Source organism: Pseudomonas sp. GZD-222, from assembly GCF_049310525.1.
Lineage (GTDB): Bacteria > Pseudomonadota > Gammaproteobacteria > Pseudomonadales > Pseudomonadaceae > Aquipseudomonas.
On record NZ_JBMOWO010000105.1, the window covers coordinates 1 to 23,185 of the forward strand.

At 56.6% G+C, this 23,185-nt stretch carries 27 protein-coding genes and 3 pseudogenes; 18 read left to right on the top strand and 12 right to left on the bottom strand.

All coding sequences use genetic code 11. The features are described from left to right. From ACO6VD_RS19675 to ACO6VD_RS19685, 3 pseudogenes are all read left to right on the top strand, one after another. A pseudogene (locus ACO6VD_RS19675) lies at nt 1-315 on the top strand (hypothetical protein); the annotation flags it as partial. 2 nt (nt 316-317) lie between these two features. Beyond that, nucleotides 318-746 (top strand): annotated as a pseudogene (locus ACO6VD_RS19680) (terminase); the annotation flags it as partial. Next, a pseudogene (locus tag ACO6VD_RS19685) lies at nt 740-889 on the top strand (phage tail protein); the annotation flags it as partial. The pseudogenes ACO6VD_RS19680 and ACO6VD_RS19685, both read left to right, overlap by 7 nt. On the opposite strand, the gene ACO6VD_RS19690 reads toward ACO6VD_RS19685, so the two are convergent. Further along, a complete protein-coding gene (locus ACO6VD_RS19690) occupies nt 886-1,617 on the bottom strand; it encodes a hypothetical protein (protein WP_422421413.1) in 732 nt (243 codons plus the stop codon). The pseudogene ACO6VD_RS19685 and the gene ACO6VD_RS19690 sit on opposite strands and share 4 nt — an antisense overlap. 174 nt (nt 1,618-1,791) lie before the next feature. On the opposite strand from ACO6VD_RS19690, the gene ACO6VD_RS19695 reads away from it, so the two are divergent. From ACO6VD_RS19695 to ACO6VD_RS19735, 9 genes are all read left to right on the top strand, one after another. Continuing rightward, complete coding sequence (locus ACO6VD_RS19695; protein ID WP_422421415.1) at nt 1,792-2,214, top strand: hypothetical protein; 423 nt, start codon at nt 1,792-1,794, stop codon at nt 2,212-2,214. Between the two features lie 42 nt (nt 2,215-2,256). Continuing rightward, nucleotides 2,257-2,859: a tail assembly protein gene (locus ACO6VD_RS19700; RefSeq protein ID WP_422421416.1), complete on the top strand. Its 603-nt coding sequence runs from the start codon at nt 2,257-2,259 to the stop codon at nt 2,857-2,859. 56 nt (nt 2,860-2,915) lie between these two features. Next, entirely contained in the window at nt 2,916-6,422 is a 3,507-nt protein-coding gene (locus tag ACO6VD_RS19705) for a host specificity protein J (protein WP_422421417.1), read from the top strand. Between the two features lie 9 nt (nt 6,423-6,431). Further along, nucleotides 6,432-6,833 carry a hypothetical protein gene (locus ACO6VD_RS19710; protein WP_422421418.1) on the top strand — a complete coding sequence of 134 codons (402 nt, stop codon included), beginning with the start codon at nt 6,432-6,434 and terminating at the stop codon, nt 6,831-6,833. Continuing rightward, a complete protein-coding gene (locus tag ACO6VD_RS19715) occupies nt 6,833-7,564 on the top strand; it encodes a hypothetical protein (RefSeq protein ID WP_422421420.1) in 732 nt (243 codons plus the stop codon). The genes ACO6VD_RS19710 and ACO6VD_RS19715 overlap by 1 nt, the downstream gene beginning before the upstream one ends. A 174-nt stretch (nt 7,565-7,738) precedes the next feature. Beyond that, nucleotides 7,739-8,521, top strand: coding sequence for a phage tail protein (locus tag ACO6VD_RS19720; RefSeq protein ID WP_422421422.1), 783 nt, complete (start codon nt 7,739-7,741; stop codon nt 8,519-8,521). Next, the gene (locus ACO6VD_RS19725; protein ID WP_422421424.1) at nt 8,521-9,120 is read left to right on the top strand and encodes a tail fiber assembly protein; all 600 of its coding nucleotides are present in this window, start codon (nt 8,521-8,523) and stop codon (nt 9,118-9,120) included. Before ACO6VD_RS19720 ends, ACO6VD_RS19725 begins: the two co-directional genes overlap by 1 nt. 59 nt (nt 9,121-9,179) lie before the next feature. Further along, the gene (locus tag ACO6VD_RS19730; RefSeq protein ID WP_422421425.1) at nt 9,180-9,674 is read left to right on the top strand and encodes a lysozyme; all 495 of its coding nucleotides are present in this window, start codon (nt 9,180-9,182) and stop codon (nt 9,672-9,674) included. 86 nt (nt 9,675-9,760) lie between these two features. Continuing rightward, nucleotides 9,761-10,189 (top strand): lysis system i-spanin subunit Rz, encoded by a 429-nt coding sequence (locus ACO6VD_RS19735; RefSeq protein ID WP_422421504.1) that lies wholly within the window; start codon nt 9,761-9,763, stop codon nt 10,187-10,189. A gap of 35 nt (nt 10,190-10,224) precedes the next feature. Here ACO6VD_RS19735 and ACO6VD_RS19740 read toward each other — a convergent pair whose 3' ends face one another. From ACO6VD_RS19740 to ACO6VD_RS19750, 3 genes are all read right to left on the bottom strand, one after another. Then, nucleotides 10,225-11,352, bottom strand: a complete 1,128-nt coding sequence (locus tag ACO6VD_RS19740) for an ATP-binding protein (RefSeq protein WP_422421427.1) — start codon at nt 11,350-11,352, stop codon at nt 10,225-10,227. A 442-nt stretch (nt 11,353-11,794) separates the two neighbouring features. Beyond that, nucleotides 11,795-13,285, bottom strand: a complete 1,491-nt coding sequence (locus ACO6VD_RS19745; protein WP_422421428.1) for a DUF1254 domain-containing protein — start codon at nt 13,283-13,285, stop codon at nt 11,795-11,797. Between the two features lie 18 nt (nt 13,286-13,303). Beyond that, nucleotides 13,304-14,767: a DUF1254 domain-containing protein gene (locus tag ACO6VD_RS19750; protein ID WP_422421430.1), complete on the bottom strand. Its 1,464-nt coding sequence runs from the start codon at nt 14,765-14,767 to the stop codon at nt 13,304-13,306. 218 nt (nt 14,768-14,985) lie between these two features. Here ACO6VD_RS19750 and ACO6VD_RS19755 point away from each other — a divergent pair, with 218 nt between their 5' ends. Further along, a complete protein-coding gene (locus ACO6VD_RS19755; RefSeq protein WP_422421432.1) occupies nt 14,986-15,192 on the top strand; it encodes a hypothetical protein in 207 nt (68 codons plus the stop codon). On the opposite strand, the gene ACO6VD_RS19760 is transcribed toward ACO6VD_RS19755, so the two are convergent. The 3 genes from ACO6VD_RS19760 to ACO6VD_RS19770 all read right to left on the bottom strand — a co-directional run bounded on the left by ACO6VD_RS19760 (nt 15,173) and on the right by ACO6VD_RS19770 (nt 17,668). After that, a complete protein-coding gene (locus ACO6VD_RS19760) occupies nt 15,173-15,502 on the bottom strand; it encodes a hypothetical protein (RefSeq protein WP_422421434.1) in 330 nt (109 codons plus the stop codon). The two genes, ACO6VD_RS19755 and ACO6VD_RS19760, sit on opposite strands and share 20 nt — an antisense overlap. Before the next feature lie 130 nt (nt 15,503-15,632). Further along, the gene (locus tag ACO6VD_RS19765) at nt 15,633-16,754 is read right to left on the bottom strand and encodes a fimbrial protein (protein ID WP_422421436.1); all 1,122 of its coding nucleotides are present in this window, start codon (nt 16,752-16,754) and stop codon (nt 15,633-15,635) included. Nucleotides 16,755-17,416: 662 nt separating this feature from the next. Next, nucleotides 17,417-17,668, bottom strand: coding sequence for an integrase (locus ACO6VD_RS19770; protein WP_422421505.1), 252 nt, complete (start codon nt 17,666-17,668; stop codon nt 17,417-17,419). A gap of 237 nt (nt 17,669-17,905) precedes the next feature. On the opposite strand from ACO6VD_RS19770, the gene ACO6VD_RS19775 reads away from it, so the two are divergent. After that, nucleotides 17,906-18,091, top strand: coding sequence for a hypothetical protein (locus ACO6VD_RS19775; protein WP_422421438.1), 186 nt, complete (start codon nt 17,906-17,908; stop codon nt 18,089-18,091). A 396-nt stretch (nt 18,092-18,487) separates the two neighbouring features. Next, nucleotides 18,488-18,784, top strand: a complete 297-nt coding sequence (locus ACO6VD_RS19780; RefSeq protein WP_422421439.1) for a hypothetical protein — start codon at nt 18,488-18,490, stop codon at nt 18,782-18,784. A 65-nt stretch (nt 18,785-18,849) separates the two neighbouring features. On the opposite strand, the gene ACO6VD_RS19785 is transcribed toward ACO6VD_RS19780, so the two are convergent. Continuing rightward, a complete protein-coding gene (locus tag ACO6VD_RS19785; protein WP_422421441.1) occupies nt 18,850-19,437 on the bottom strand; it encodes a TetR/AcrR family transcriptional regulator in 588 nt (195 codons plus the stop codon). A 157-nt stretch (nt 19,438-19,594) separates the two neighbouring features. On the opposite strand from ACO6VD_RS19785, the gene ACO6VD_RS19790 reads away from it, so the two are divergent. Continuing rightward, nucleotides 19,595-20,230: a class I SAM-dependent methyltransferase gene (locus ACO6VD_RS19790; protein WP_422421443.1), complete on the top strand. Its 636-nt coding sequence runs from the start codon at nt 19,595-19,597 to the stop codon at nt 20,228-20,230. On the opposite strand, the gene osmE is transcribed toward ACO6VD_RS19790, so the two are convergent. After that, the gene (gene osmE, locus ACO6VD_RS19795) at nt 20,227-20,589 is read right to left on the bottom strand and encodes an osmotically-inducible lipoprotein OsmE (RefSeq protein ID WP_422421445.1); all 363 of its coding nucleotides are present in this window, start codon (nt 20,587-20,589) and stop codon (nt 20,227-20,229) included. The two genes, ACO6VD_RS19790 and osmE, sit on opposite strands and share 4 nt — an antisense overlap. A gap of 229 nt (nt 20,590-20,818) precedes the next feature. Here osmE and ACO6VD_RS19800 point away from each other — a divergent pair, with 229 nt between their 5' ends. Beyond that, complete coding sequence (locus ACO6VD_RS19800; protein WP_422421447.1) at nt 20,819-21,247, top strand: TOBE domain-containing protein; 429 nt, start codon at nt 20,819-20,821, stop codon at nt 21,245-21,247. An 84-nt stretch (nt 21,248-21,331) separates the two neighbouring features. Here ACO6VD_RS19800 and ACO6VD_RS19805 read toward each other — a convergent pair whose 3' ends face one another. Further along, nucleotides 21,332-21,586 (bottom strand): hypothetical protein, encoded by a 255-nt coding sequence (locus ACO6VD_RS19805; RefSeq protein WP_422421449.1) that lies wholly within the window; start codon nt 21,584-21,586, stop codon nt 21,332-21,334. A 176-nt stretch (nt 21,587-21,762) separates the two neighbouring features. Here ACO6VD_RS19805 and ACO6VD_RS19810 point away from each other — a divergent pair, with 176 nt between their 5' ends. Then, nucleotides 21,763-22,293 (top strand): DUF2867 domain-containing protein, encoded by a 531-nt coding sequence (locus tag ACO6VD_RS19810; protein ID WP_422421451.1) that lies wholly within the window; start codon nt 21,763-21,765, stop codon nt 22,291-22,293. On the opposite strand, the gene ACO6VD_RS19815 is transcribed toward ACO6VD_RS19810, so the two are convergent. Together ACO6VD_RS19815 and ACO6VD_RS19820 are read right to left on the bottom strand one after the other, a co-directional pair. Continuing rightward, nucleotides 22,290-22,574 (bottom strand): hypothetical protein, encoded by a 285-nt coding sequence (locus ACO6VD_RS19815; protein WP_422421452.1) that lies wholly within the window; start codon nt 22,572-22,574, stop codon nt 22,290-22,292. The two genes, ACO6VD_RS19810 and ACO6VD_RS19815, sit on opposite strands and share 4 nt — an antisense overlap. A gap of 57 nt (nt 22,575-22,631) precedes the next feature. After that, nucleotides 22,632-23,150 carry a DUF3016 domain-containing protein gene (locus ACO6VD_RS19820; RefSeq protein WP_422421454.1) on the bottom strand — a complete coding sequence of 173 codons (519 nt, stop codon included), beginning with the start codon at nt 23,148-23,150 and terminating at the stop codon, nt 22,632-22,634. Nucleotides 23,151-23,185: the final 35 nt, after the last annotated feature.

The following is a 23,185-nucleotide window of genomic DNA, read 5'->3' on the forward strand; positions in this document are numbered from 1 at the left end:
CGCCGTGACATTCGCAAGGCCACGAACCTTGCGAACCTGCTCATGGATGACCTGCTCACCACGATCAAGCGCCGCGAGGAGATCGAGGACGCCATCGCTGACGAGACGGCCGACGATGAGAGCGGATTTCGCCGTAGCTCGATGCTCGCAGCGGTCGCCCTGCCGAGCAACGCCAAGACCCTTTTCCAGTTGTCCTCGGCGATGAAGAACCTGCAGGTGCTCGAGCGCACTGCATTCGGCCTGGACGACAAGGAGCAGTCGAAAGACGCAGACGAGCTGTCTCAGCTGATGGATGAACTATCGAAGGATGCCTGACCATGAAGCCCGAGCACATGAAACTGCTCCGGGATCGGTTTTGGCGGCTGAACAACCTCTACTTCATCACTGACAAGCAGGGCAAGAAGGTCCGCTTCCGCATGACGCAGGAGCAGGTGGACTACTTCCAGGGGATGCACACCCGGAACATCATCCTGAAGGCCAGGCAGCTTGGGTTCACGACCCTGGTCTGTATCGTCCAGCTGGATGCTGCACTGTTCGAGGCGGCCAAGTGCGCCCTGATCGCCCATACCCTGAACGACGCCAAGCGCCTGTTCCGGGAGAAAGTGAAGTACGCCTACGACAACCTGCCGAAAGAGATCAAGGCGGCCAACCCAGCGCGCAACGATGCCGCGGGCGAATTGGTGTTCAGCAAAGGCGGATCGCTTTACGTTTCGACCTCGTTCCGGGGCGGCACACTGCGTTACCTGACGAGCAGGTCCAGGTATTCGGTCAGGGTCCATTCCTGCTGCACCACCTCTACGGTAGGCCATCAGAAATCATCGTGTTCGGCGGGCCATGGCTCGATCGGACGCGCCTTGTATTGCGTCATCGGGACGTTATTTGCCGTTAAGGTGTACCGGGTGAGATGTGTTCAGTTTGTTTTTTTGAAAGGTTAGGGTTTTCTTCAGAGTCGCTCTTAATTTTTTGTATAATTTCACGCATTATTTGTTCTTGATTTGAAATTAGGGTGCTTATTCCAATGGCCATCCCAACAGTAAAAATCATGTAGAAACCACCGACTATAGTGTATAGCGCATATTTTCTGGTTTTCTGGTAGCCAATTTCACCTCGTTTTACTAAGTCCCAAGTGTTTTTGAGTATTGGTGATGCGGCCTCCCTTATGTCGGTGCAATGGTTTAGAGCACCATTAAAATCGCCAGCCTTTGAAGCGTTTCTGGCGGAAGCTATCGCGTTCATTAATTTGGCTTCAGGGCTGTCTGGATGGTTCTTGATATGCTCTGGATTTAGTCTAAGTTGAATTTTGCTTAGGCTTTCAATTGCTCTGGAAAACGCCTCTCGTGTTTCCTTATACCACTCTATTTTTAAAGAGTGGCGCTCTTTATCTGTGTGGTGGTCTTCAGCATTGAAGCGGTTAGTGACGCGCACTAATTCCTGAACGGCAGATGTGTACTCTGCAATCTCGTTTCTTAGGCCATCAACCCAAGAGAGACGAAACTCAGACACTTTATTTTCCTTGGCGCTCACCATATTCATAAAAGAGAAAAAACCGGTCAGAAGTGCAGCGGTTATCACTCCAAGAGCTACGAATACTGTTGGTGGTATTGACGCTATGTCCATTTTATATTCCAGTTGTGGCTTACTGCGGTATTGAGTACGAGCGGGCCACTATTATGGCATCACTGAGGGCTGGATGGAGCTGTTGATTTATCCATGAAAAGGGCGGCACGAGGCAGGTTTTGGCGCTTTCTACGGATGGTGTTAGATTTCCCGCCATCAACATGGAGGGATCACATGCGAATTCTGATTGGGGCGGTTGGGCTGGCGTTGCTGGCTGGGTGTGCCACGTCTGCGACGCCTTTGTTGCAGGCAGAGCCGGTTTCCAGCAATGAACTGTACGCATTTCAGTCGAAGCCTGCTGGAGGCAGCGGAAAAGTGACTGTGGTACGAGACTCAGGCGCGCTTGGCTCTGGTTGTGATGTTGTCGTTTATGTCGATGGCAGGAAAGCAGCAAAAATTGGAACAGGCGAGCGAGCAAGCTTCTTTCTTCCAGTCGGGCAGCCGAATCTTGGGATTGGTCTTGCCGACTCGGGGCTGTGCGCTGGCATGGCTGTCAGATCCATCAGCGGTAGTGTGCAGGAAGGTAAGGAAAGCATTTACAGAATCAGTGGTGATATGAGTGGAGTCTTCATAGGCCCCTATATCGACTACAACTGACAAAGCCGCCTTCGGGCGGTTTTTTTATGAAGAGGGTCGGCTATGGCTGCAACAGTTCTCGTCCAAGCGCCGATGACTACTATCAAGTTATCTGGGTCACTTGCCCAAAGATTTGGTCGTACCCACCGCCGCCAGATTGATAGCGGAGAAACGTGGGAGGTATTTAAGGCGTTGAAAGCCACGCTGCCTGGTTTCGAGGAAGAAATCCGGCGCCTGGACCAGCTGGGATTATGTTTTGCTGTATTCCGAAACCGAAAAAACGTCGGACACGAAGATTTTGCCCGTGGCGGCACACGAGAGGTTCGTATCGTTCCGGTAATCGGCGGCAGCAAGCGAGGCGGGCTATTACAAACGATCATTGGGATCACTCTGATTGTGGCTGGCGCCTTCTTGGCTGCAACCCCTTTTGGTGCCCCCCTGCTAAGTGCTGGCATAGCTTTAACCGCTGGTGGCGTCATCCAGATGCTCAGCCCTCAGGCCAAAGGCCTGTCTCAAAGCGCTGCACCAGAAAACTTACCGTCCTACGCCTTCGGCAGCGCCAAGAACACCACTGCCAGCGGCAACCCGGTGCCGATCTGCATCGGTGAGCGCCGGTGGGGCGGTGCGATCATCTCGGCATCCATCTACGCCGAGGACAAGACATAGCGTGAACGTGTAGAGCAGGCCGCCTTCGGGCGGTTTTTTATTGTCTGGAGGAAAGCATGGGCGCAGCACAAAACCTGGATATCCATGGGGCCAAGGGCGGCGGTAGCAAGCCTAAGCAGCCGACCGAAGCGCCCGACAGCTTGCAGTCGACGAACCTGGCGAAGATCCTGATTGCGGTGGGTGAAGGGGAGTTTGAAGGAACGCCGACCGCCCGGGACATCTACCTCGACAATACGCCCATTCAGGACTCCAGTGGCAACATCAACTTCCCGAATGTGAAGTGGGATTGGCGATCTGGCAGCATTGAGCAGAGCCATATCCCGGGTATCCCAGCGATCGAGAACGAGACCACAGTCAACGTCGAACTGCGCAGTGATAACCCATGGTCCCGGGCGCTCAGTAACACCCAGCTGTCGGCCGTGCGCCTGCGCTTCAGCTGGCCGCGCCTGGCCAGTCAGGACAGTGGTGGCAACACCAATGGCTACCGCATCGAGTATGCCATTGATGTCGCCACCGACGGCGGCGCCTATCAGCAGGTGCAGCTGGGCGCAGTGGACGGCAAGACCACCATCGGTTACCAGCGCTCTGTGCGGGTGAATCTGCCTAAGGCCACCAGCGGCTGGATGATCCGCGTCCGGCGTATCACCCCGAACCAGAGCTCGGGCACCGTCGCCGACACGATGACCATCGCGGGCTACACCGAGATCATTGATCGTAAGCTGCGTTATCCGAACACTGCGTTGCTTTATATCGAGTTCGACGCGCAGCAGTTCCAGAACATTCCGGCCGTCACGGTGAAGTGCAAGGCCCGGAAGTGGCCGGTCCCAGCGAACTACGAGCCGTTGACCCGGACCTACACCGGGGTGTGGGATGGCACCTTCAAGCAGGCTTGGACCAACAATCCGGCATTCGTTACCTATGGCCTGTGTGTGGAAGATCGCTTCGGTCTGGGCAAGCGCATCAAGTCTTGGATGGTCGACAAGTGGGAGATGTATCGGATCGCCCAGTACTGCGACCAGCTTGTGCCGGACGGGATTGGTGGCGAAGAGCCGCGCTTCCTGTGCGACATGAACCTGCAGGGTCGGGCTGAGGCCTGGACCCTGCTGCGCGACCTGTCTGCAATCTACCGTGGCATGGTGTATTGGGCTCATGGCTCGCTGTTCATGCAGGCTGACATGCCGCGCTCGCAGGACATCGACTATGTGTTCACCCGCTCCAACGTGATCGACGGCGAGTTCACCTATGGTGGCGCCGAGAAGAACACTCACTACAGTCGGGCCTTGGTGAGCTACGACAATCCGGCGAACAACTACGACACCGACGTGATCCCAGTCACCGACCTGGCCCTGCAGCGTCGGTACCGGGACCGACCGATCGAGATTTCGGCCATCGGCTGCACCCGGGTATCAGAAGCCCAGCGCCGTGGTAAGTGGATTCTGCTCAGCAACGATCAGGACCGCACTGTGACCTTCAGGACTGGTATGGAGGGGCGCATTCCGCTGCCGGGCTACGTGATTCCTGTGGCTGATGAATTGATCGCAGGCCGCCCGAATGGGGGGCGGATTGCTGCTGCAGTGGGCAGAGTCGTCACACTTGATCGCGATACGCAGATCAAGGCCGGCGACCGCTTGATCATCAACCTACCCAACGGCCGCGCCCAGGGCCGCACTGTTGCGTCGGTCAATGGCCGTGCCGTTACGGTAGCCACGGCCTACAGCGTGGTGCCGGAACCTGAGCTGCAGTGGGCAATCGACGCAGACGATCTAGCTATCCAGCTGTTCCGCGTGCTCAAGACGGCGCGTACCACCGAGGGCGACTACGAGATCACCGCGCTCGAGTTCAACCCAAGCAAGTTCGCGCACATCGACACCGGCGCTCGCCTGGAAGAGCGGCTGATCAGCGTGATCCCGATAACTGTCGTTCCGCCACCGGCGAGCGTGACCCTCACGTCGAACTATGCCGTGGACCAGGGGATCGCGGTCAGCACCATGACCATAGCCTGGCCGGCCGTGAACGGCGCCGTGGCCTATGACGTGGAGTGGCGCAAGGACAACGGCAACTGGATCAAGGTGCAGCGCACCGGGTCGACCTCGGTCGATGTGACTGGGATCTACGCTGGCGCCTACATGGCCCGGGTGCGGGCGGTCAGCGCCTTTGACATCTCGTCGACCTGGAAGAGCTCCAACCTGACTGAGTTGAAGGGCAAGGAAGGAACGCCGCCCGCGGTCACCCACCTGACGGCCTCCAGCGAGCTTTTCGCTATCGGCCTCAAGTGGGGCTTCCCTGCTGGCGCCGAGGACACCCAGCGGACAGAGATCTGGTACAGCCCGAGTAACAATCTGGAGGCTGCCACAAAGCTCACCGATCTGGCCTACCCGCAGTGCGACTACAAGCTGCAGGGTCTGGCTGCTGGCGTGTCGTTTTTCTTCTGGGCGCGTCTGGTGGACCGTACCGGCAACATTGGGCCATGGTTTCCGGTGGCGCCGAATGCCGTGCAGGGAATATCCAGTACGGATGCCTCGCCGATTCTCGACCTGATCGCCGGGCAGATCGGAGAAACGGAACTCGGCCAGGAGTTGATCGAGAAAATCGACGGCCTGCAGGATCAGATCGACATGCTGGACGGGCTGAAAGTCTACAACCCAGATCAGGCCTACACGGCCGGCCAGATGGTTATCGTCGATGAGCGTATCTACCAGGCTCGACAGGATGTAGCTGCAGATCCTGGAGGCGGCAATGCACCGCCCAACCCTGCGCTCTGGACTGATGTCGGTCAATCCGTCGAGTCGGCCAACGGCCTTGCGCAGCAGGTGAACACCAATACCACGAAGATCACCGAGGTCGACGGCAAGGTCTCGGCGACCGCCGAAAGCCTGCAAGCGCTGCGCGCCTCCTATCGTGACGACAACGCCGAGGGCGACCTGGCCGGCGCGCTGCAGCAGTGGGATTCGACCGCAGCCTTCGCGGTGGAGATGAAGGCAACTGCCTCTCGTGATGAGGCCATCACGCGTAAGACCGAAACGCTTGAAGCCTCGTTCAATACTGCCCTGGACAAGACCAATGGGGAGGTCGTGAAGACAAGCGCAGCGGTTCAGACGACCACTCAGGCCCTCGCCACGCTGGAAGGTAAGGCGAGCACCATGTGGTCGGTCAAGATGCAGGTCAACGCTCAAGGCCAGTATGTGGCCGCGGGCATTGGCTTGGGCATCGAGAACGGGCCGGCCGGTCTGCAGAGCCAGTTCCTGGTCTCAGCCGACCGGTTCGCAGTGGTCAACGGAATCAATGGCACATTGTCCTCGCCGTTCGTGGTTCAGGGCGGTCAGGTGTTCATCAATCAGGCATTCATCAACACCGCGTTCATCCAGCAAATCATCCTGGGTATGACGCTACGGTCTCAGGCTGTTGACGCACAGGGCCGACCCCTGATCGAGCTGAATATGGTGAACGGCACCTTCACCTTCCGCGGCCAGGACGCAGACGGCAGTCTTCTGATCAATAACGGCGGCATGTACGTGTACGACGCCAATGACGTTCGCCGAACCGCTGTCGGTAAACTTTACTGAGGGAAATTTATGATTTATGGGGTGGAGATAAGAAGCGAGATTAATATTGCCACTCTAGATATGACAGACTTTACGCTAAGTAAGATTGCATCTATGGATATTCCTGCAACTTCCGGTGGCATGAAATCAGGAAAAGGAACAAGGACTGATTATATTACTTGGAATATTCCTGGCTACGAGCCAGGCAAATGCTTCCTTATTCTCACTCCTAAGGTTTATGCAGGTAATCCGCAGAACGGACAAATTAGTGATTGGGGCGTCCTCCCGACATATCGGGAGTTGGGAGGGTCGTCTATTGCAATTTATACATACTGTAATCGCCGTCGCCCGACAGGTGTTGGCAGTAATTACATTGACGAGTGGATTGAGCGGGCCTGTGCTACGGTCATAGAAGCCGTGAGGGTCATCTGATGGATGAGTATGGATTTCAGGCAGTAAATGGACAGAGCTCCGTTACAATCTCCAGCGTGTTTAAATTGTTGGTATTTTCTGAAAGGGGAACTATACGGATCACATCCAAGTATATTGATTCATCTGGGCAAGGGCGTGCGTACTTCGCAACTCCAATTCGGACACAAGAACCGCCTCAGATTTTTGTCAAGATGCGAAGCGCATCACACCACACTCTTGGCGTCTACGTCACTGTCGTAGGGAGTCCTGGTAACTGGACAGGATTCCAGCTTGACAGTGGCGCCAACGGGATAAACCCACTCCAAGACCACACGCTAGACTACGTGGTGTGCCAGTTCTCGGATGATGTACAAGTTGGTGGGTACGGTATGAATATTTGGGATCAACATGGTGTCCCTTTGTTTACATCTAAAGATAAAATCGTCAAGTATGGTAAATTTGCAAACTCTTGGGTAATGACCTCGGACACAACAGATTTTAGGTCGTTCAGTCCGAACGTAACTATTGATGAGGACGATTATATCTGTATTTCAGCCATGGATCGGGGGGTGAACTGGTTTACAGACAACGCTAAATATGCTTATTTCAATATTTGGACAGGCTGGGCGCCAAATCTACGTCTGGTTTGCCAGCGGATTACAGCATTGGGATATTGGTATTGGCAAGGCACAAACAATACTCAGTTTACAGTCGCGATCTGTAAGTTCCCTTTTTCTAGATACACCAACTGAGCTTTAGTGGTTTGAGCAATTCCTTAATATAAAGCAGATGCGGTCGCAGTGGCGGCCGGCTAAGACACGGTGACCGGTACTGATTCTGCATTCGCAGCAAATGTTCGGGTTGACCGCAAACGGCCGAACACTGTTTGCCTCTCGCCCAATGAAACCTCTCCGAAGGAACAACTCATGTCCTGGTACAGACAAGGCACTGTCGCGATCACGGCAGGCCAAAATACGGTGACCGGTACCGGCACCGCATTTTCAGTAAACACCCGGGTGGGCGACGCGCTTCAAGGGCCTGATGGTCGCTGGTATGAAGTGACCAACATTGCGAGCGCTACGGTGCTAAGCATTCTCCCGGCCTATCAAGGCTCGACAGTGAGCGGCGGCACGTACGGCCTGGCGCCTATGCAGGGCTACGTGAAGGAGTCCGCTGACCGCTTGCGGCAATTCGTCAACGACTGGGGCAGCACGCTCGCTGGCCTGGGTTCGGTCTCGACTGAGGACGTGGTGCCCGTGGTCAAAGGAGGCACAGGCGGCACTACTCCGGCGCTGGCACGCAGCGGCCTGCAACTGAAGTCGGCAGCCGTTGCCGACATCGTCGGAACGATCAGTGTTTCTGGTGGCACCCCTAGCGGTGCAATATTTGAGAAGGGCAGTAACGCAAACGGTACCTATATCAAGTTCGCTGATGGAACGCTTATAGCCAGCATGGAGGTGCCCCCAGAAAGCTTAGCCCCCGGAGGCTACAAAGGCTTTGTATGGACCTATCCAGTGTCATTCGGATGGGCCCCAATAGTTATCCCTGCAGCAACGCTGAACTTCACCAGCGCAATTGGACCGGTTTCCGCTTACTGCGACAACGGCTCATCACACACTTTCGTCCAGACAAGGGTGGCGATCAGGAATAGCGATACGGTCGCCCAGGCGGTCGGTGCTCGTATAGTTGCGATAGGGAGGTGGTACTGATGATTATCAAGTTTTCCCCAGTGCGCTCGGATGCCGGTCTGGCGGTCATCAAGAAGGGCGATACCCTGACCGTCAATGGCGTATCGCTGGATTTCTCCCGGCTCGAAGATGGCGCAACGCTGCCTGCCGAAGCTATTGGCAGTGAGTGGATAAACCAAGCCGTGGATCGTGCCAACGGCGATCTGGTCGTCACGCTCATGCTTCCCCATGCTGCTGATGCTCCGGAGTTTGCTCGATTCCCGGTCGATATCGTCAATCCCGCAGACGGCCCTGTGCAGCTTCCAGGTCTTGACGTTGGCACTCCTCAACAGCCAGCAGTGAATGGTGTGATCGACTGGTCCCAGGTCCTCACCCAGGCCATGAAAGACCAAGCCGTCGCCGAGGAGCACCTCGCCCAGATTGCTGCGGAGACTGCTGCGCGCCGTGACGTGGCCGACGATGCCATTGCTGCGCTACAGGATGCTGTCGATCTCGATGAGGCCACCGAAGCCGAAACAGCCAAGCTCTCCGCCTGGAAGAAATACCGCATCGCGTTGAAGCGCGTACCGGACCAGCTGGGCTACCCCGGCACCATCGACTGGCCAACGCCTCCGGCCTGAAATCTACCGCACCCACAGCACCCGCCATCGAGCGGGTTTATTTTTGCCTGGAGAAAGCTATGGCTCGTATTTCAGACTCACTGGCGGGCAGCAAGAATGCGCTCGCCTTCCTCGACATGCTCGCCTGGTCGGAAGGCACCTCCACCAGCAAGCACAGCCGCGACGATGGCTACGACGTTATCGTTGGCGGTATCGACAGCCCCAACACCTTTAAGAGCTATGCCAGTCACCCGGGCGTACTGGTTACCGTGAACACCAAAGGCCTGAAGTCGACTGCTGCCGGCCGCTACCAGCAGCTGCAGCGCTACTGGCCGCATTACCGCGACCTGCTGAAGCTTCCCGACTTCGGCCCTGTCAGCCAGGACAAGCTGGTGCTGCAATTGATCAAGGAGCGTGGCGCGCTACCTGATGTGCATGCCGGCCGTATCCAGTCGGCGATCACGAAGTGCAAGAACATCTGGGCCAGCCTTCCGGGTGCGGGATACGGCCAGCGCGAGCACAAGCTGGATGACCTGCTGGCGCACTTCATCGCCGCCGGCGGGAGGCTGGCGTGATCGGCGCTCGCACGATTGGAGCCACCCTGTCGCTGGCCCTGGTGCTCGCTGCCTTATGGGGTACCTATCAGCACGGTCGCTCAACCATGAATGCCGAGTGGCAGGCGAAGAGCGCTCGGCAGGCCAACGCCTACCAGCGCGAGCGAGAGGCTGCCGCTGTTGCAGTGGTCGACTGGCAGGAAACCGAGCAGTCCCGGCGCCGAGCCCTTGAGGATCGGCTGCAGGCCAATGACAAAACCTACCACCAGGAGCTGACAAATGCTCAAGCCTCCCAGGCTCGCCTACGCGATCGCCTCGCTACTTCTGATCTCCGGCTGTCAGTCCAACTCGCCGCCCCGAGTAGTGGCAGTGTGGTGCCAGCCACCACCGGCGCCGGCGGCGTGGTTCATGGCGCCGCGCGAGGCGAACTTGACCCAGCGGCTGCTCAACGAATTGTCGCCATCACCGGTGACGGTGACGAAGGATTGAAAGCGCTGCAGGCTTGCCAAGCCTACGTGCTTGAAGTTACACGCTGAGCTGAAAAGAGCGGGCAACCGGTCGACACTAAATACTAGAAGATAGGTAACGATACGCGGAAAACCGTTCCTTGCTCGAGAGTAGAGTCCACTTCTATTTTTCCGTCGTGTCTCGCAACAATCTCACTCGCGATAAATAAACCCAAACCCAGCCCAACAGTCTCTCCACGATTATCGTCCGTGTACCTGGAGTAACGGCCTTCGGGGCTGAAGAGAATAGGTATTGTGTCGGGAGGAATCGGCTCGCCGAAATTTAACACATTAAAGAACACCGAAGTTCCATCCCCTTTCAGGGTGACTTTGATGGGGTGCTGCAGATCGCCATGACGCAGTGCATTGCCGATCAAATTGGAGAAAACCTGTGCCATCCGTGCAGGATCAAACAGGCCAACGACCTTTTCAGTGTCAGTAAATACAATTTGCGCTTGAGGATGACCGGCGCGAAGTTCGTTTACGATACCTTGGCATATGGAATGCAATTCAGTGACTTCTCCCTTGATCGGGAGACCTGCTCCGAGGTTGCATCGCGCCAAGTCGAGTAAGTCGTTGACCATCTGATTGGCATTGCGAACACTTATTGCAACCTGGGTTGCAATTGCTTTTTCGCGGTCGAACAACTTTTTCGATTTACGTAAGAGGTCGGCACCCATCGTCACTGCACTCAAAGGCGAGCGAAGGTCATGGCCCAGCACACCCAGGACCATTTTTCGGTTCGTCTCTACGGCGTGCCCATAGGACCCGATCGACTCAACCAGCGCTTGATCAATCGCTTCGTTGAAGCGAACCATATCATCCGAAGTCCGACGGGTTTCACCCATATTTTCTTGGGCTAACCATAATCGAAGCACACTCGATCTGAGGGCGCGATATTCGGAAACCATCTGGTCTAAAGTGAACCCGGCCATCAAGCGGGTCACTGCATGGCTTTGAGCCGGCGTTTCGTCTTCGCTGACAGGTCCGTAGCCATGGGACTTGTCAATCTGTTGCTGGTCGGATTGAAAGGTACGCATGTCGAGCACGACTGCTCTCAAGATTTGTTCGGCATGGTTTCTCAGGCCCGTGTTGTCGAGATCTGGCATCGGGGTATCCACCGACCTAGCGAACTCTTCCCATGCTTGCAAAATAGCTTCCATGTTGTCGAGGATGAAGTCTGACAGTCGCATGGCGGATTCCACTGCAGATCTTGTTGAGAGCATTAATATCAGACTAGCGAGACGGCGAAAGGAAGGGTAGGGCAAGCAGTACACCGTTCGTCTTCTCGTCCGGGGCGCTCTCAAGTGATGGGGTCTGTTCGGTAGGTGACTTGGGCAGACGTTTGCTTAGGAACGTCGTTTCTGAGTGCGGCGTGGTGGTACAAAATTGGTACGGGTAGGTAGGGTATGCTCTGTAAGCCGTTTTAAAGGGGGCTTGGTTAGTCGATCCAATCCATCACATGAAACGTGGCCACTGCACATTCTCGATTCTGGTGCGAGGAGATGAGGCAGGGGCTGCTTGTGGGAAGGTCCGCTTCCGACCCAACGCTGTCTTGGACTACCGATAGAGATCGATCCAAGAGCACGACAAAAGCGCCCTAATGCGCTCATGTCGGCTTACGGGTGCCCGTGGTTACCGTTTCTGCAAATCGCCTGGTTTCCAGGCTTTATCGAAGAATGCCTTCGTTGGGCCGTACAGTCGCAGGATCACAAAGAAACCCTTATCAGGCAGGGTCCGAATCCAGTTTTTCCCAGGCCCTGGTGATTCAGGGCTGAAGTAAACGTCGATCGAACCGTCGGCATTCATTAGTGGCTTGTCCATGGTGTTCAGTGACGGAAAGGGTTGCCCATTATCCAGGCCCGACGCGGTAATCGAGTCATAGGCCGTGACCGACCAGAACAACGCCGCAGGAATGCCTTTAGGCAGATTGAGCGTGTAGCTGCTCCTACCCGACAGGAACTCACCTTTGGAATCCACGAAGGTGGCCGGGTACTTGGCGCCGACGTTCTCCATGTTCACCGCCATGCCCGGGCTGGCGGAGTAGGCATTGGTGAAGAAACCGGTGCGAGGGTCGATGAAATTGAAGGTGTCCGCGGTGAACGTAGCGTTGCCGGGGAAAACGTTTAGCCACTTGCGATCTGGATACCAAGTGCCATCGGCCACGATGGTTTGCGGAGTATAGGAGACGGCGTGGCCGATCTTGCTGGCGGTTTTCGCAGCCTTATCGAGCAGGTCGCGGGTGGCGGCATCCGGCTTGAACGGCTGGCCCTTGACGATCCCTAGGGCGGCGAGCATACCGCGCATTTCCATATCGTGCGGATCAACGTACTCATGATCAATGAAGCGCGAGAGCATGTCGAACGCACTGCCGTTGGTGGGATAGAGCATGTTGGCCGGGGTTTTCGAGGCGTTCGGGAACTCCATTGCTTTAGCCGAAGCCTGCTTGCCCAGCGGGTAGATGCGCGTCTGTTCCATGACCTTGACGGGGCCCTCCAGTTGGGCCGGGTCTTTGAAGAAGCCACGCCAGAACACGAACACGCCGTAGGTGCGCGAGCGGTAGGTCAGATAGCCCGGCGGCACGTCACCCTTGTAGTCCGGTGGCAGCACCAGATACTTGCCGCCCCTGCCTTTGTCCGGACCAGGCAAGCCGATATCGCCACACCATTGGCGGCCGTCGATGGGGCCTTCGGAGCAGATCGGGCGCTGGAAAAAGTCGTCAAGAATGCCCTGCAAACCCGGGGGCACTTCAATGACCATCGGCCCGTCCTGCTTCAGGTCGAGGTAGCCCATCGCATAGATCACATCGGAGTTCGGCGTGGTGACCTGGGTCTTGGCGTTGAGCCGGTCCTTCCAGATCGGCAAAACGTTGTAGCCTGCGCCGAACGTCTTCTCCGACCCTTCTTTCATGCCGTACATGTTCAACGCAGGCAGTGCCCAGATGTAAGACTGCACGGCGCGCTGGAACAACAACTCATTCTTCAACTGCGCCACACCTTCCAGGGTTGGATACCCCCCGGTAAACGGCAGGTCGGCGAGCTGCTCATAATGAGTGGCTGCTTGGGTGTTAAGGCTTATTGAAATACCCAAAGCCAACGCCGTCAGGGTTTTAACTGCTGCTTTCATGTCCAGGTCCTTTTCTGATCAGTTAGCTTTCACGACGGCAGGCGGGGTCCATTGCCCGTTGAGCGCAGCGGCCTCTGGCCAGTAGGCGCGGATGTAAAGCGAGAAATCCGCGTCTTTCGGAGCGGGCAGCCAATTGCTTTCCTTTTCTTTGCCGGGTGATTCGCTTTGCACATAAATGGTCAGCGAGCCGTCTGTGTTTGCTTGCAAGGATTTGTTCTTGGTGCCGATGGAGTAACGCGCGAGATCGTTTGGGGAGAAGAAATGATGTTCGTTGTAAAGCGTCAGCGACCAGAAGCCCTTCACCGGCGGGAGCTTGCCTTTTGCGAACGTCACGCTGTAGCCATTCTGGCCATTGAGGCGTGCACCGGCCTGATCCAGATCCTGATAGAAGTATTTGGTCTCTTTCTGTTGGTTGACGAAAATGTTCGAGCGCGCGACGGCAGTGCGGCTGAAATAATCGGTGCCGAACGCAGCGCCGTTGCTGATGGTGCTCCAGTGGTCTGGTAGCTTTAGGCCGTAATTGCGGAACTGCAACAGAGGATCAATCACTTCGCTGTCGGCTTTTTTCGCTTCGTCGATCATGGCTGTCCTGAGTTGCGGATCGGACTTGGCAATGGCGCTCAAGGCGGCCATTTGCGCATAGCGAGCTTCCTCGCCCGGCAGCGGTTTTGCGTCCTCGAGCAGCGTAGGTAACTCGTCGAAGAACTTATCCGGCGTCACCCATTTGGTTTCGGCTGTGCCTTGCTCTTGGGCAGGGAATTTCGGCTGTTTGCTCCAGTCACGTTTCTTGACCTTGCCGTCGTATTTGGACAGCGGGTACATGTCTATCCCGGCCAGTGCTGGTTGCACGGCTTCGCGGTCGGCGGCGGTGTCGTCCTGGAACACGCGGGGAATCACGAAACCCGTGTTGGTGCGGGCACGGAACACTTTGGTGATGCCGGCCGGGACCTTGCCGTTCCAGTCCGGGCCGACAAGTAAGTAGAAGCCGGGTTTGGTCGCATACATTTTGCCCAGCTCGGCGAAACTGTCGGAGCGCAGATCCACCACCTGATACACCCAGAACCTGTTGCCAAAATCCGGCACTTGCAGCACCACTGGCTCAATGTCCAAGGCAATGCTACCAGCGCCGTACACTACGTCCTGATTTGGACAGGCCACCAGGCGCTCGCCCGGATCGATGTAATCGCTCAACATCGACAGCTGATTGATCGGCGCCACCGGGACGATGCCGCCCATCAACCCCGGCTCGGGAAGGTCTCTGAACGCCTGGCGACGATTGAAGATATTGGCCATCGGCCAACCCCAGAAGTACGCCTCACGCGCCATCATCCTTACATACGGCTCGGTAACTTTGGTACCCGCTATGGGCCCGGCGACAGGGGCATCGGCGGCGTAACTCTGGGTCGTTAGCAAGGCTGTAGCGGTGAGTGTGGTAATGAGCGTCAGCGCAAAAACAGAGTGGCGACGGGGCAATCGATTCATGAAGCATCCTTACTTGATGGCGGTCACTTGCGGCAGGTGAGTCGCTGAAAAGATAGCTCATCTTTTATCGAGTAAAAATTTGACTCTCTTGGACTGACTGCTATTGGCCGATAGCTGCCGTTGGGAGTTGGAGCTGAATTGTCCGTTTGCAGGAAGGAATGGGTACTCCAATTACTTGAATCCTATACTGCCTAGACTTGATAATAGGGAGCTGGTCCATGGATGACTTGGAAGAAAAGATCGCCGTCGGCGAGCCGCTAATGCAGCAGGCAATGGACGCTATGCGCCGGTATCACGAAGCCCGAAACTCCCTGACGTCTGCGGAAGAGGTGGAGGGCCTGCGGCTTGAGGCTGAGTCCCTCATGGAGGCTGTTCAGGAGTACCAGCGGCGAGCGCTCGGCGCGCCTACTCACCCGCTTCATTGACCGCCTTTCCACCTGGTGGCACGCCGCCCCAAGTTGATGAGCAGCCGCCAAGCTGCTTGTTCTTCAACTCAGTATTCTCTACGTGAAGATTGGATACATCCCAGGTCAGCCGCTCAATCTTGCCTTTTAGCTGAGTGATCTGTTCGGCTTGGCCCTGGTTGATCACCACCAGCTTCTCGATGCTCTTTCGTGCCCGGGAAAGGTCGTGCTGCAGCTGTTCGTTCTCTCCCTGAAGCAGGAGCGCGTGTTGCTCGAGCATTTCCATGGGCGTGGGAATGCCCAGCGAAAAGCTGTCGTCTTCGATGATCACGGTGTCACCTATCTATGCTGTTTGGATATACAGTAGTCGAGATAGGTCGAATCTAAAAAGTTCAGGGCGACGAGCTGTAGGGCCTGCCAATCTACGGCAGGTGCTGTATCACTTTCCTGTGCTTCCCTGATCACTGATAGGACAGGGTGAAAACTGCCGATGCATTGGCTGGGCCTGGCGTGACCTTGCTTGATGTCTGCAGATACCGGGCGCGCAAGGGGATGGTGTAGTTGGACTCGTAGTCACGCAAATAAACGTTGGAGTCGCGCACCGTAGCCAGCGGCAGCGGGATGCTGTTACCGTCGGCGATCTGCACACCAATACCTGTTGCTGCGGGTGCCGTGCTGGATCCGCTCGGGTCAAGGCTGAGCACTCCGTTGCTGGCGTTGATCGCAGGGCGAGCCGGATCGATGCGCAGCTGCAAGTTGTTCTGGGTAGGGTATCCAGGATATCCGTCACCGCCCGGTTTTTTGCCCCCTTGTGAAATCCAGCTTGAAGCGTCCTCTGCATAGGTGCCATGGAAGGGGGGACAGTTGTTCAAGGTAATGTTGAAGTCTTTCCAACCGGTAGCACTACCGACCCTTGTAAAGGTTTTGCTCAGATGTGTACCCATCGGTACCACCACATCGGGGGTTTTGCAGGTGTTAGCTACGATTTGAATGTTCCCCGAATGGTTCACCCTGTAGAGCAACATCCGCGCGTCGCCAAAGATGCCCTGCAGTGTGAGTTGAGGCAAACGGTTACCGCGAAGCAAACCGGGGCTGACATCGCTGATTTTGATCAGGATCAGCTCGAAGGAGGACTTTTCATGCGACACGGGCTGGACACATCGGTAACCCGCAGTACAAGTGACGGGGCTTTTACCCGTGGTCATTGGCAACACACCGTCCCGTTCATTCTTGAACGCCACTCCTATACCAGGGATATCGGTCTTGTAGACCTTGTTGGCGTAAGGGCCCGATGACCAGTTGGCCTTTGTGTACACGGCACTGACCGTGTACTCGAATCCTCTCTGGAATGGAGCAAACTCACAAATCACTGTAGCCCTCTGGCTTGCAGCAACCATGAAAGTCTGACGAAACACCTCTGTGCCCAACGGCACGTCCCGGCCTACGGTGATCGCCGAAATCTGCAACGGCATTGTGCCGTCAGGCGGCTCGATACTTTCATACTTGCAGGTAACAGCCATGGCTGAAGTGGCCATGCTCCACAAGGCACCCGCCGCCAGTACCAGTTTAATCAGCGTACCCATGTTCATACCTTTATCTCGTGCACCGTGGCGGCACCCGCACTGCGAACTATCCGTATTGGGGGCGGCGCATGATCTACCGTTGTAAGTTGTTGAATCGCTGGAGCTGGAAACCGGAGCAACGCTTGGCTCCTGGTCGTTGAGCTTGTGCCGCACCGCAACTCCGGAGACGGGGAGGGGCTCCCATCGATCCTAGGGGAAATGCTACCAGCGTCAAAAATGAAGCAAATAGGAATGGGACTAAAAGTTGGTGCGGGAGGACTGAGTATAGGTTTTGCGAGGGTGCTGATCAGTGGACTGCGCGTCTATCGTGATGAGACGATCCTGGCCCCGCGTACGGCTGTCGATCTACGATGGACAAGAGCGCTCCGGCCGTCGTCGAGAGTTCAAATAGTTGATGTGTGTTCGGTCGGCAGAATGCCAGTGATATGCCGAATCGGCATGAATGGAACTCAAACCCTGCCGGACCAATTTCCGGACCAGCAGGTGAGTATTTGAGGGGGAGGCAGGGGGATTTGGCCCTGTAAAACCTACTCACCACACCCACTAAACACCCATGCTTTAGCGCATGGTGATGTTAGCGGTAGAAATCAAGTGCTTATCCTGCGGGGGTTCCAGAGGTGTGTTTAGGTGCCGTCGTCTGCTTTGGGCCAATTCTGGGCCAATCAGACGCTAGCCGGCAGCTTCTCCAGCTCCCTCCAATCCGAGGAGGAGCTGATCCATTTTGCGTAAGTAGAGAGCAACATCTCGACGCTATGGCCGAGCTGGTTCGCGATGAACGCGGGGTTCATCCCAGCCATAAGGCACATGGTTGCGTAGGTGTGGCGCGTGTCGTACTGACGACGTTCACGGATGCTCAACGCCGTGAGCGCGAGCTTGAAGGGCGCGATTGTACCACTTGGCGCTCTGATCCACATCCCGCCTTTTTCCGGTTCTCGCTTCAAGATCGATAAGAACCGGAGGAGCGGTGTGGTCGTTGGTTCGCTCCTATGGGTTCTCGGCATCGTGATTTTTCCGGTGTTAGGTCTAGTGATCCGGGGCCTTTTCGGTCCACGCGGCATCAAACTGGGCAAAGGGCCGAGCGCGTCAGAGCGATACCTATCTGCACCTGAGAAGAGGCGGCTACAGTTAAAGGGTGGGGGTGGAGCCATGCGATGAATCAAAAGCTGACGTGTAAAAAATGCGGCAAGGAAACTGAAGTTCAATTACGCCACGACGGCAAAACCGATTGGCAAGTTTTCAATTGCCAGCTTTGTGGCGCATTGCATGTCGAGGAGTCATATTTCAAGGCTCCAGGGGCTCCCGCGGAGTTCCGTTTTCGGCTCGCTGATGAGTCCTGAGCGGGGAGCGGCACGGCAATAGCGCGCCATGCCCGCGCTGCAGGCTGTAGAATCCTGAGGCGTTTACTAATGAATCTAAGGAGTTAGGGTGAGAGGTCTAGAGAAATTCGTATCGCTTCAGTTCATGCTCACGTTGGCGTTCATCGCACTGGGTGGCTACCTTCATGGTGAAGGCCAGGTCGGTTTCTGGGGCATGTTCGCAATCATGATGTTGCCGAATGTCGCTTTTGGCGTACTTCGGCGTGTCCGGCGTCGAAGAGTTGCCTGAAACCTCCCGTCAAACCCTCGGCAGGCTCGAGATGCTGTCGAGCGCCAGGTTGACGCTGGGGTGGCGCAATTCACGGAGGTGGGCTATTGCTGATGTTTCGGCACTTGGCCGAGTCAGGAGGTGGCTCGATGAAACAGCTATTGTTGGGTGCTTTGCTGGTATCCGCTGCGGGGGTTGCCAATGCGGCCATCCCGCTGGTGAATGCAACCTGCCCAGGGAACATTGAAGTACACGCCGATGAAGGCGGCCCGATCTACATCAATGGTAAAGAGGCGACGCTGAAGAAATTCAACGACAACTATTTCGAGGCTAAAGGCAGCGGGGTGACGGTCTCGCTTAGCATCAAGCCCGATGGCTCGGCTGATGTGTCCTACACCGGCAAGGGCGGTGCGAATGGGGTCTGCGAGCTGACAGATCAGGACTGACAAACCAGTGCGATGGCGGATAGCGCGGGAGGGCAGATGCCCTTGTACTGACTCCGCATGCGCTGTTAGGGTTTGACCAACAACCCTCGCAGCAACAGTTCCAGCGCAGCACTACTGCGTTGCAATCTTGTATCGCCGTCATCGCCATTTGCGATCCAGAATGCCGCTTCGGCCAAGCTCCCATAGACCAACGATGCCAGTGCTTGCGGGTCGGCCTCGGCCACCACGCCTTGCTGGATGAGCTTGTTGATCAGCGATTGCATTGACTCCACACAATGGCGCTGCGCATCTGGCGATGCGCCACCCAGCACTGCCCGGGCGTCACGCAGCACGATGCGCTGGATTTCTGGCTCCAGCGCCATTTGCAGATAGGCTTGGCAGCGTTGGAAAAAGCCTTCCCAGGTGTCACCGACAGTGTCGGAGATAGCTTGCAGGCGTGCATCCATCTCGGCGTCGATCTGCTCCACTACCGCCGCCAGCAGCCCCTTCTTGTCGCCGAAGTGGTGGTAGAGCGCGCCACGGGTCAGACCCGCCTGTGCGGTAAGGTCATCCATTGAAGTTTCAGCGTAACCGCGTTCGCTGAAGACTTTGCGCGCGGTTGCCAGCAGTGTGGCACGGGTTTCTTCCATCTCGGTGCGGGTGCGGCGAACCATGAGTCTTATCCCTGCATACGGTCGGCATGACTATTCATACGTAGTGTATGTATTGTTGCCGCGCACCCCGTTACTGGCAAGTGGAAGTTTGCTTGAATATGGGAGGCTTGCGGATAAGATGTTGAAATCAAAGTACTGATAAGTCAGGGAAATGGACATGGACAAAGGAATGCAACCCACCGGCAGGTCTTCCCAGTGGCAAGCCTACTACGAGCACCATAAGGATCGTCCGGGGTCTGCACTGCTTCGCTCGGCATTGAGTTTTGTCAGCGCCGACAACGCAAATCGGCAAGCAGTGGATCTTGGCTGTGGAGCAGGCAACGACAGTAGATTCCTGCTTGAGGCCGGCTGGAATGTGCTGGCGATCGATCGAGAGGAAGCGGCGATCAATCGTGTGCTAGAGACCGGGCAAGGCTTCCCGAGCGGTCAGTTGCGGGCAGTAGCGCAACCGTTTGAAGAGTTGTACTCGATGCCTCCGGCAGCGCTGGTTTACGCGGGTATGGCTTTACCGTTTTGTCACCCCGAGCACTTCGCCAAACTGTGGTCGGTTGTTGTGTCCGCATTAGCGCCGGGCGGTGTTTTTGCAGGCAACCTGTTCGGTGACCGGGATGATTGGGCAAATCGCACGTTCATGAATTTCCACGCCGAGGCGCAGGCCCGAGGTTTGTTCCAGGACCTGGAACTGCTGCTGTTCCAGGTCCACGAAGAAGATGGCCCGTGCATGCACGGCTTCAAGCATTGGCACCGTTTTGACTTTATCGCGCGCAACCCCGGTCCAGGTGCCGGACGCTAATAACCCGAGCCGCCGATGCCGCCCATATTGTCAGGTGCATCCCTGGATTTCTGCTGCGCGCGACTCCACTCGGCACAGGTCATGAAGCTTTGTTTGTCGACTTTTCCGGCGTCATCGAAACTGACGCTGTAAGGCTGCTTTTGACCCGATTGAGTGAGCATGTAATCGAAACACGTACCCGGCACTACGGTCCGGTCCGTGATTGCTAATGGCGTGCCGCCGATACTCTGGACTTGCTCTTTGCTCATGCCTGTTTCGACCTTTGCAACCAGTGGCTGATCGCGGTAGACGTGTGAGTCGGTAGAGCAGCCACCAGCCACGGAGAGCGCGGCGATCAGCGTGACTACAGGAGTGTTCATGGCAGTGCTCCCGGTAGTGAGTGTCGTTAAGAAACTCCTGGGGACATCAGTTGAAGTAAAGTCCAGTGCGCCGGGCGTGCCAAGTAGGTGCTGACGGGGAACTTGCCTGCGTGAGGGGGGAGACTGGTTACAAGCGCAGTCGTGAGGATCGATATAGTTGTTTTTATACTACGCTTCTCATGACTATGCGTTGAAAACCTAACCTGAAAGTCAAAAAAAAGGTCCTCTCATGAAGGTCAGTGCACGCAACGTATTCAAAGGCCAGGTCAGCAATGTAGAACAAGGCGCCGTTAACGCCGAGGTCAGTCTGACTCTGCCGGGTGGTGAGCAACTGGTTGCAGTGGTCACCATGGAAAGTGTCAGGAACCTCGGAGTCGCGACAGGTAAAGAGGCCATTGCGCTGGTCAAAGCGCCTTGGGTGATGCTCATGACCGAGTCGAGCGATATTCGGCTTTCTGCACGTAACTGCCTGGAGGGCACAGTGCTCAGCGTCAACGATGGCGCCGTCAATGCTGAAGTGGTGATCGAGCTGGCTGGCGGAACCAAGGTTTATTCGATCGTGACGCGCGATGCTGTTGCGGAACTGGGCCTGGCCCCCGGGGTAAACGCCACTGCGGTGATCAAGGCTTCGCACATCATCCTTGGCGTGCCGGCCTGATTCCGTGCCCGGGTCTTACCTCGGATGTTCCTGCACCGCGGGACGTTATACGCCCCGCGGCAAGCTGAAGGTGCAACTTCCAGCCTACTTGCTCCTGCCTACCTTATAGATGCCGAGGGCGCGTTCTGCCGAAGAATTGCACAACGCCTCATCTCCATCCTTCTGCGCTTGTTTGGCCTGTTCCAGCAACATGCGGAAGTCTTCGACCTTGCCCCCCGCCAGGCCCTGGCCGGCTGTTTTGTCGATGTTTTCAAGTTCTTTGATCTTGTCATCACAGTCGGAGGCGATGGCGCTGCCCGCCAGGGTCAAACCGACGATTATCGCTGCCAGGTAGTTCATAACGGTTCTCCCGATAGAAATAAAACCAGCCAGTAGACGCGAGTAGAGCACGCTCGGGTCAACCTGTAGAGAATAGTTGAATGCATCACCGAGGCTCTACCGCTGGTACTGTTTCACCTGCCCGATACACTCTTTCGCAAGTAAATCTCGCTTCCCGCCCGTAAGGACACGTGCAGATGAATCCGCAAGTCATGCGTTGTGATGTTCCATCCATTTCACTGATCTACCCACAGGTGGCGGGGGCCAGTTTTGTCGACTGCCGCCAGGCCAACGGTGCCAATCCCGGGCGTAGCGCAATGGAGCATTTTCTGGCGCTGATGGCGGGCATGCCGAGGTGGGTCGATAACCTCATGGTGTTGCGCAATCGGCTAGTGCAGGCAGTAGGGCTCAAGGACCTGGGACGATTGACCGGCGTGGATCGGCAGCGTGAACCGGCGAGCTATCAGCCGGGCGAGCGGATCGGGATTTTTACCTTGATCCGCAATACGCCCGACGAGGTGCTGCTGGTCGATCGTGACAAGCACCTGGACGTCTATATTTCATTAATGAGTGAGCCGGCCACGGTCGACAGTCGCGGGGCGATTACGGTGTCGACCGTGGTGCACACGCATAACCTGCTGGGGCGCCTGTACATGCTGCCGGTGGCGCCTTTTCACCGTTTCATAGCGCCCATTGCGCTGGGCAGGTTGCTGCGCAGCCCGGGCTAGACAAAGGCCTGGCCATGAAAGCCCCGGGGCAGGCGCTGCAAGCCGGGCAGGGCGGTCAGGCGTTCGACCCAGGCGGCGCGCCAGTCATTGGCTGCAGGCTGCGTTTTGGCTTTACGCGCGGCGCGGCGGGCAGCGTTACGCTGTTCGCGACGGGCTTCTTTGTAGGCATCCGTGTTGCGACAACTGCGGCATTTGACGCGGTTAAGTTCACGGGTCGAAATCAGGTTGTTGCCGTGGTGCCCGCAAGCCAGGTGGCCGGCGACTTTATAGTGAGTGACCATTGGAGTTGTCCTCTGCACAGTTCACACAGGTTCAGACCCCCACGTATTGCGTTCGGTTCAGGACGATGTCTGCTGCTGCACGGCGAACTGTTTGCGGAACCACTCTTCGAGCATGGCTTTTTCCGCGTACAGCCGGTCGCTATTGGCACTTCGGCCTGGGCGCTGCAGGTAGAACTTGTCGGTTACCCGCGCATCGGCCTGGCTGAGCTCCTTGCCTTGTTGCGAAAGCACGTAGTGCAGGTCGATACTGGGCCAGGTGATGTCGCGCATGAAACGTATGGAGTAGGCCTGGGCATGCCAAGGTTCATAGCGTCCGGCCAGGTCGATATCGCGAATGTCGATGCGCAGGCTCTGGCCGGGCGGCAGGTAGCGCTTGCCCAAGGCCTGCAGATAACTGCGCAGCTCTTTCATCACATGCTCGTCGGCACCGCGTTCATAGCCGTTGCTGTCCAGGCTGGCATCGCGAAAGTGTTCGGGCTTGTCGTAGTTGACCTCGACCGAAGAGGCCGCTGGCGTTTGTGCCAGGCTGGTGCTGGCCAACAGGCTCAGGGCGACTAAGGTCATGACAGGGCGCATGATTCACCTCCAGGTGCAGGTGTCTGCACTGCTTC

Excerpts from the sequence above, each read along its gene's own strand:
- ACO6VD_RS19710 (WP_422421418.1), top strand. The coding sequence starts at position 6,432 with ATGATTTATGGGGTGGAGATAAGAAGCGAGATTAATATTGCCACTCTA.
- ACO6VD_RS19720 (WP_422421422.1), top strand. The coding sequence starts at position 7,739 with ATGTCCTGGTACAGACAAGGCACTGTCGCGATCACGGCAGGCCAAAAT.
- ACO6VD_RS19705 (WP_422421417.1), top strand. The coding sequence starts at position 2,916 with ATGGGCGCAGCACAAAACCTGGATATCCATGGGGCCAAGGGCGGCGGT.
- ACO6VD_RS19695 (WP_422421415.1), top strand. The coding sequence starts at position 1,792 with ATGCGAATTCTGATTGGGGCGGTTGGGCTGGCGTTGCTGGCTGGGTGT.
- ACO6VD_RS19810 (WP_422421451.1), top strand. The coding sequence starts at position 21,763 with ATGAATCCGCAAGTCATGCGTTGTGATGTTCCATCCATTTCACTGATC.
- ACO6VD_RS19765 (WP_422421436.1), bottom strand. The coding sequence starts at position 16,754 with ATGGGTACGCTGATTAAACTGGTACTGGCGGCGGGTGCCTTGTGGAGC.
- ACO6VD_RS19755 (WP_422421432.1), top strand. The coding sequence starts at position 14,986 with ATGGATGACTTGGAAGAAAAGATCGCCGTCGGCGAGCCGCTAATGCAG.
- ACO6VD_RS19820 (WP_422421454.1), bottom strand. The coding sequence starts at position 23,150 with ATGCGCCCTGTCATGACCTTAGTCGCCCTGAGCCTGTTGGCCAGCACC.
- ACO6VD_RS19740 (WP_422421427.1), bottom strand. The coding sequence starts at position 11,352 with ATGCGACTGTCAGACTTCATCCTCGACAACATGGAAGCTATTTTGCAA.
- ACO6VD_RS19690 (WP_422421413.1), bottom strand. The coding sequence starts at position 1,617 with ATGGACATAGCGTCAATACCACCAACAGTATTCGTAGCTCTTGGAGTG.
- ACO6VD_RS19730 (WP_422421425.1), top strand. The coding sequence starts at position 9,180 with ATGGCTCGTATTTCAGACTCACTGGCGGGCAGCAAGAATGCGCTCGCC.
- ACO6VD_RS19790 (WP_422421443.1), top strand. The coding sequence starts at position 19,595 with ATGGACAAAGGAATGCAACCCACCGGCAGGTCTTCCCAGTGGCAAGCC.
- ACO6VD_RS19780 (WP_422421439.1), top strand. The coding sequence starts at position 18,488 with ATGAAACAGCTATTGTTGGGTGCTTTGCTGGTATCCGCTGCGGGGGTT.
- ACO6VD_RS19800 (WP_422421447.1), top strand. The coding sequence starts at position 20,819 with ATGAAGGTCAGTGCACGCAACGTATTCAAAGGCCAGGTCAGCAATGTA.
- ACO6VD_RS19815 (WP_422421452.1), bottom strand. The coding sequence starts at position 22,574 with ATGGTCACTCACTATAAAGTCGCCGGCCACCTGGCTTGCGGGCACCAC.
- osmE (WP_422421445.1), bottom strand. The coding sequence starts at position 20,589 with ATGAACACTCCTGTAGTCACGCTGATCGCCGCGCTCTCCGTGGCTGGT.
- ACO6VD_RS19750 (WP_422421430.1), bottom strand. The coding sequence starts at position 14,767 with ATGAATCGATTGCCCCGTCGCCACTCTGTTTTTGCGCTGACGCTCATT.
- ACO6VD_RS19770 (WP_422421505.1), bottom strand. The coding sequence starts at position 17,668 with ATGTGGATCAGAGCGCCAAGTGGTACAATCGCGCCCTTCAAGCTCGCG.
- ACO6VD_RS19715 (WP_422421420.1), top strand. The coding sequence starts at position 6,833 with ATGGATGAGTATGGATTTCAGGCAGTAAATGGACAGAGCTCCGTTACA.
- ACO6VD_RS19700 (WP_422421416.1), top strand. The coding sequence starts at position 2,257 with ATGGCTGCAACAGTTCTCGTCCAAGCGCCGATGACTACTATCAAGTTA.
- ACO6VD_RS19785 (WP_422421441.1), bottom strand. The coding sequence starts at position 19,437 with ATGGTTCGCCGCACCCGCACCGAGATGGAAGAAACCCGTGCCACACTG.
- ACO6VD_RS19805 (WP_422421449.1), bottom strand. The coding sequence starts at position 21,586 with ATGAACTACCTGGCAGCGATAATCGTCGGTTTGACCCTGGCGGGCAGC.
- ACO6VD_RS19775 (WP_422421438.1), top strand. The coding sequence starts at position 17,906 with ATGAATCAAAAGCTGACGTGTAAAAAATGCGGCAAGGAAACTGAAGTT.
- ACO6VD_RS19745 (WP_422421428.1), bottom strand. The coding sequence starts at position 13,285 with ATGAAAGCAGCAGTTAAAACCCTGACGGCGTTGGCTTTGGGTATTTCA.
- ACO6VD_RS19735 (WP_422421504.1), top strand. The coding sequence starts at position 9,761 with ATGAATGCCGAGTGGCAGGCGAAGAGCGCTCGGCAGGCCAACGCCTAC.
- ACO6VD_RS19725 (WP_422421424.1), top strand. The coding sequence starts at position 8,521 with ATGATTATCAAGTTTTCCCCAGTGCGCTCGGATGCCGGTCTGGCGGTC.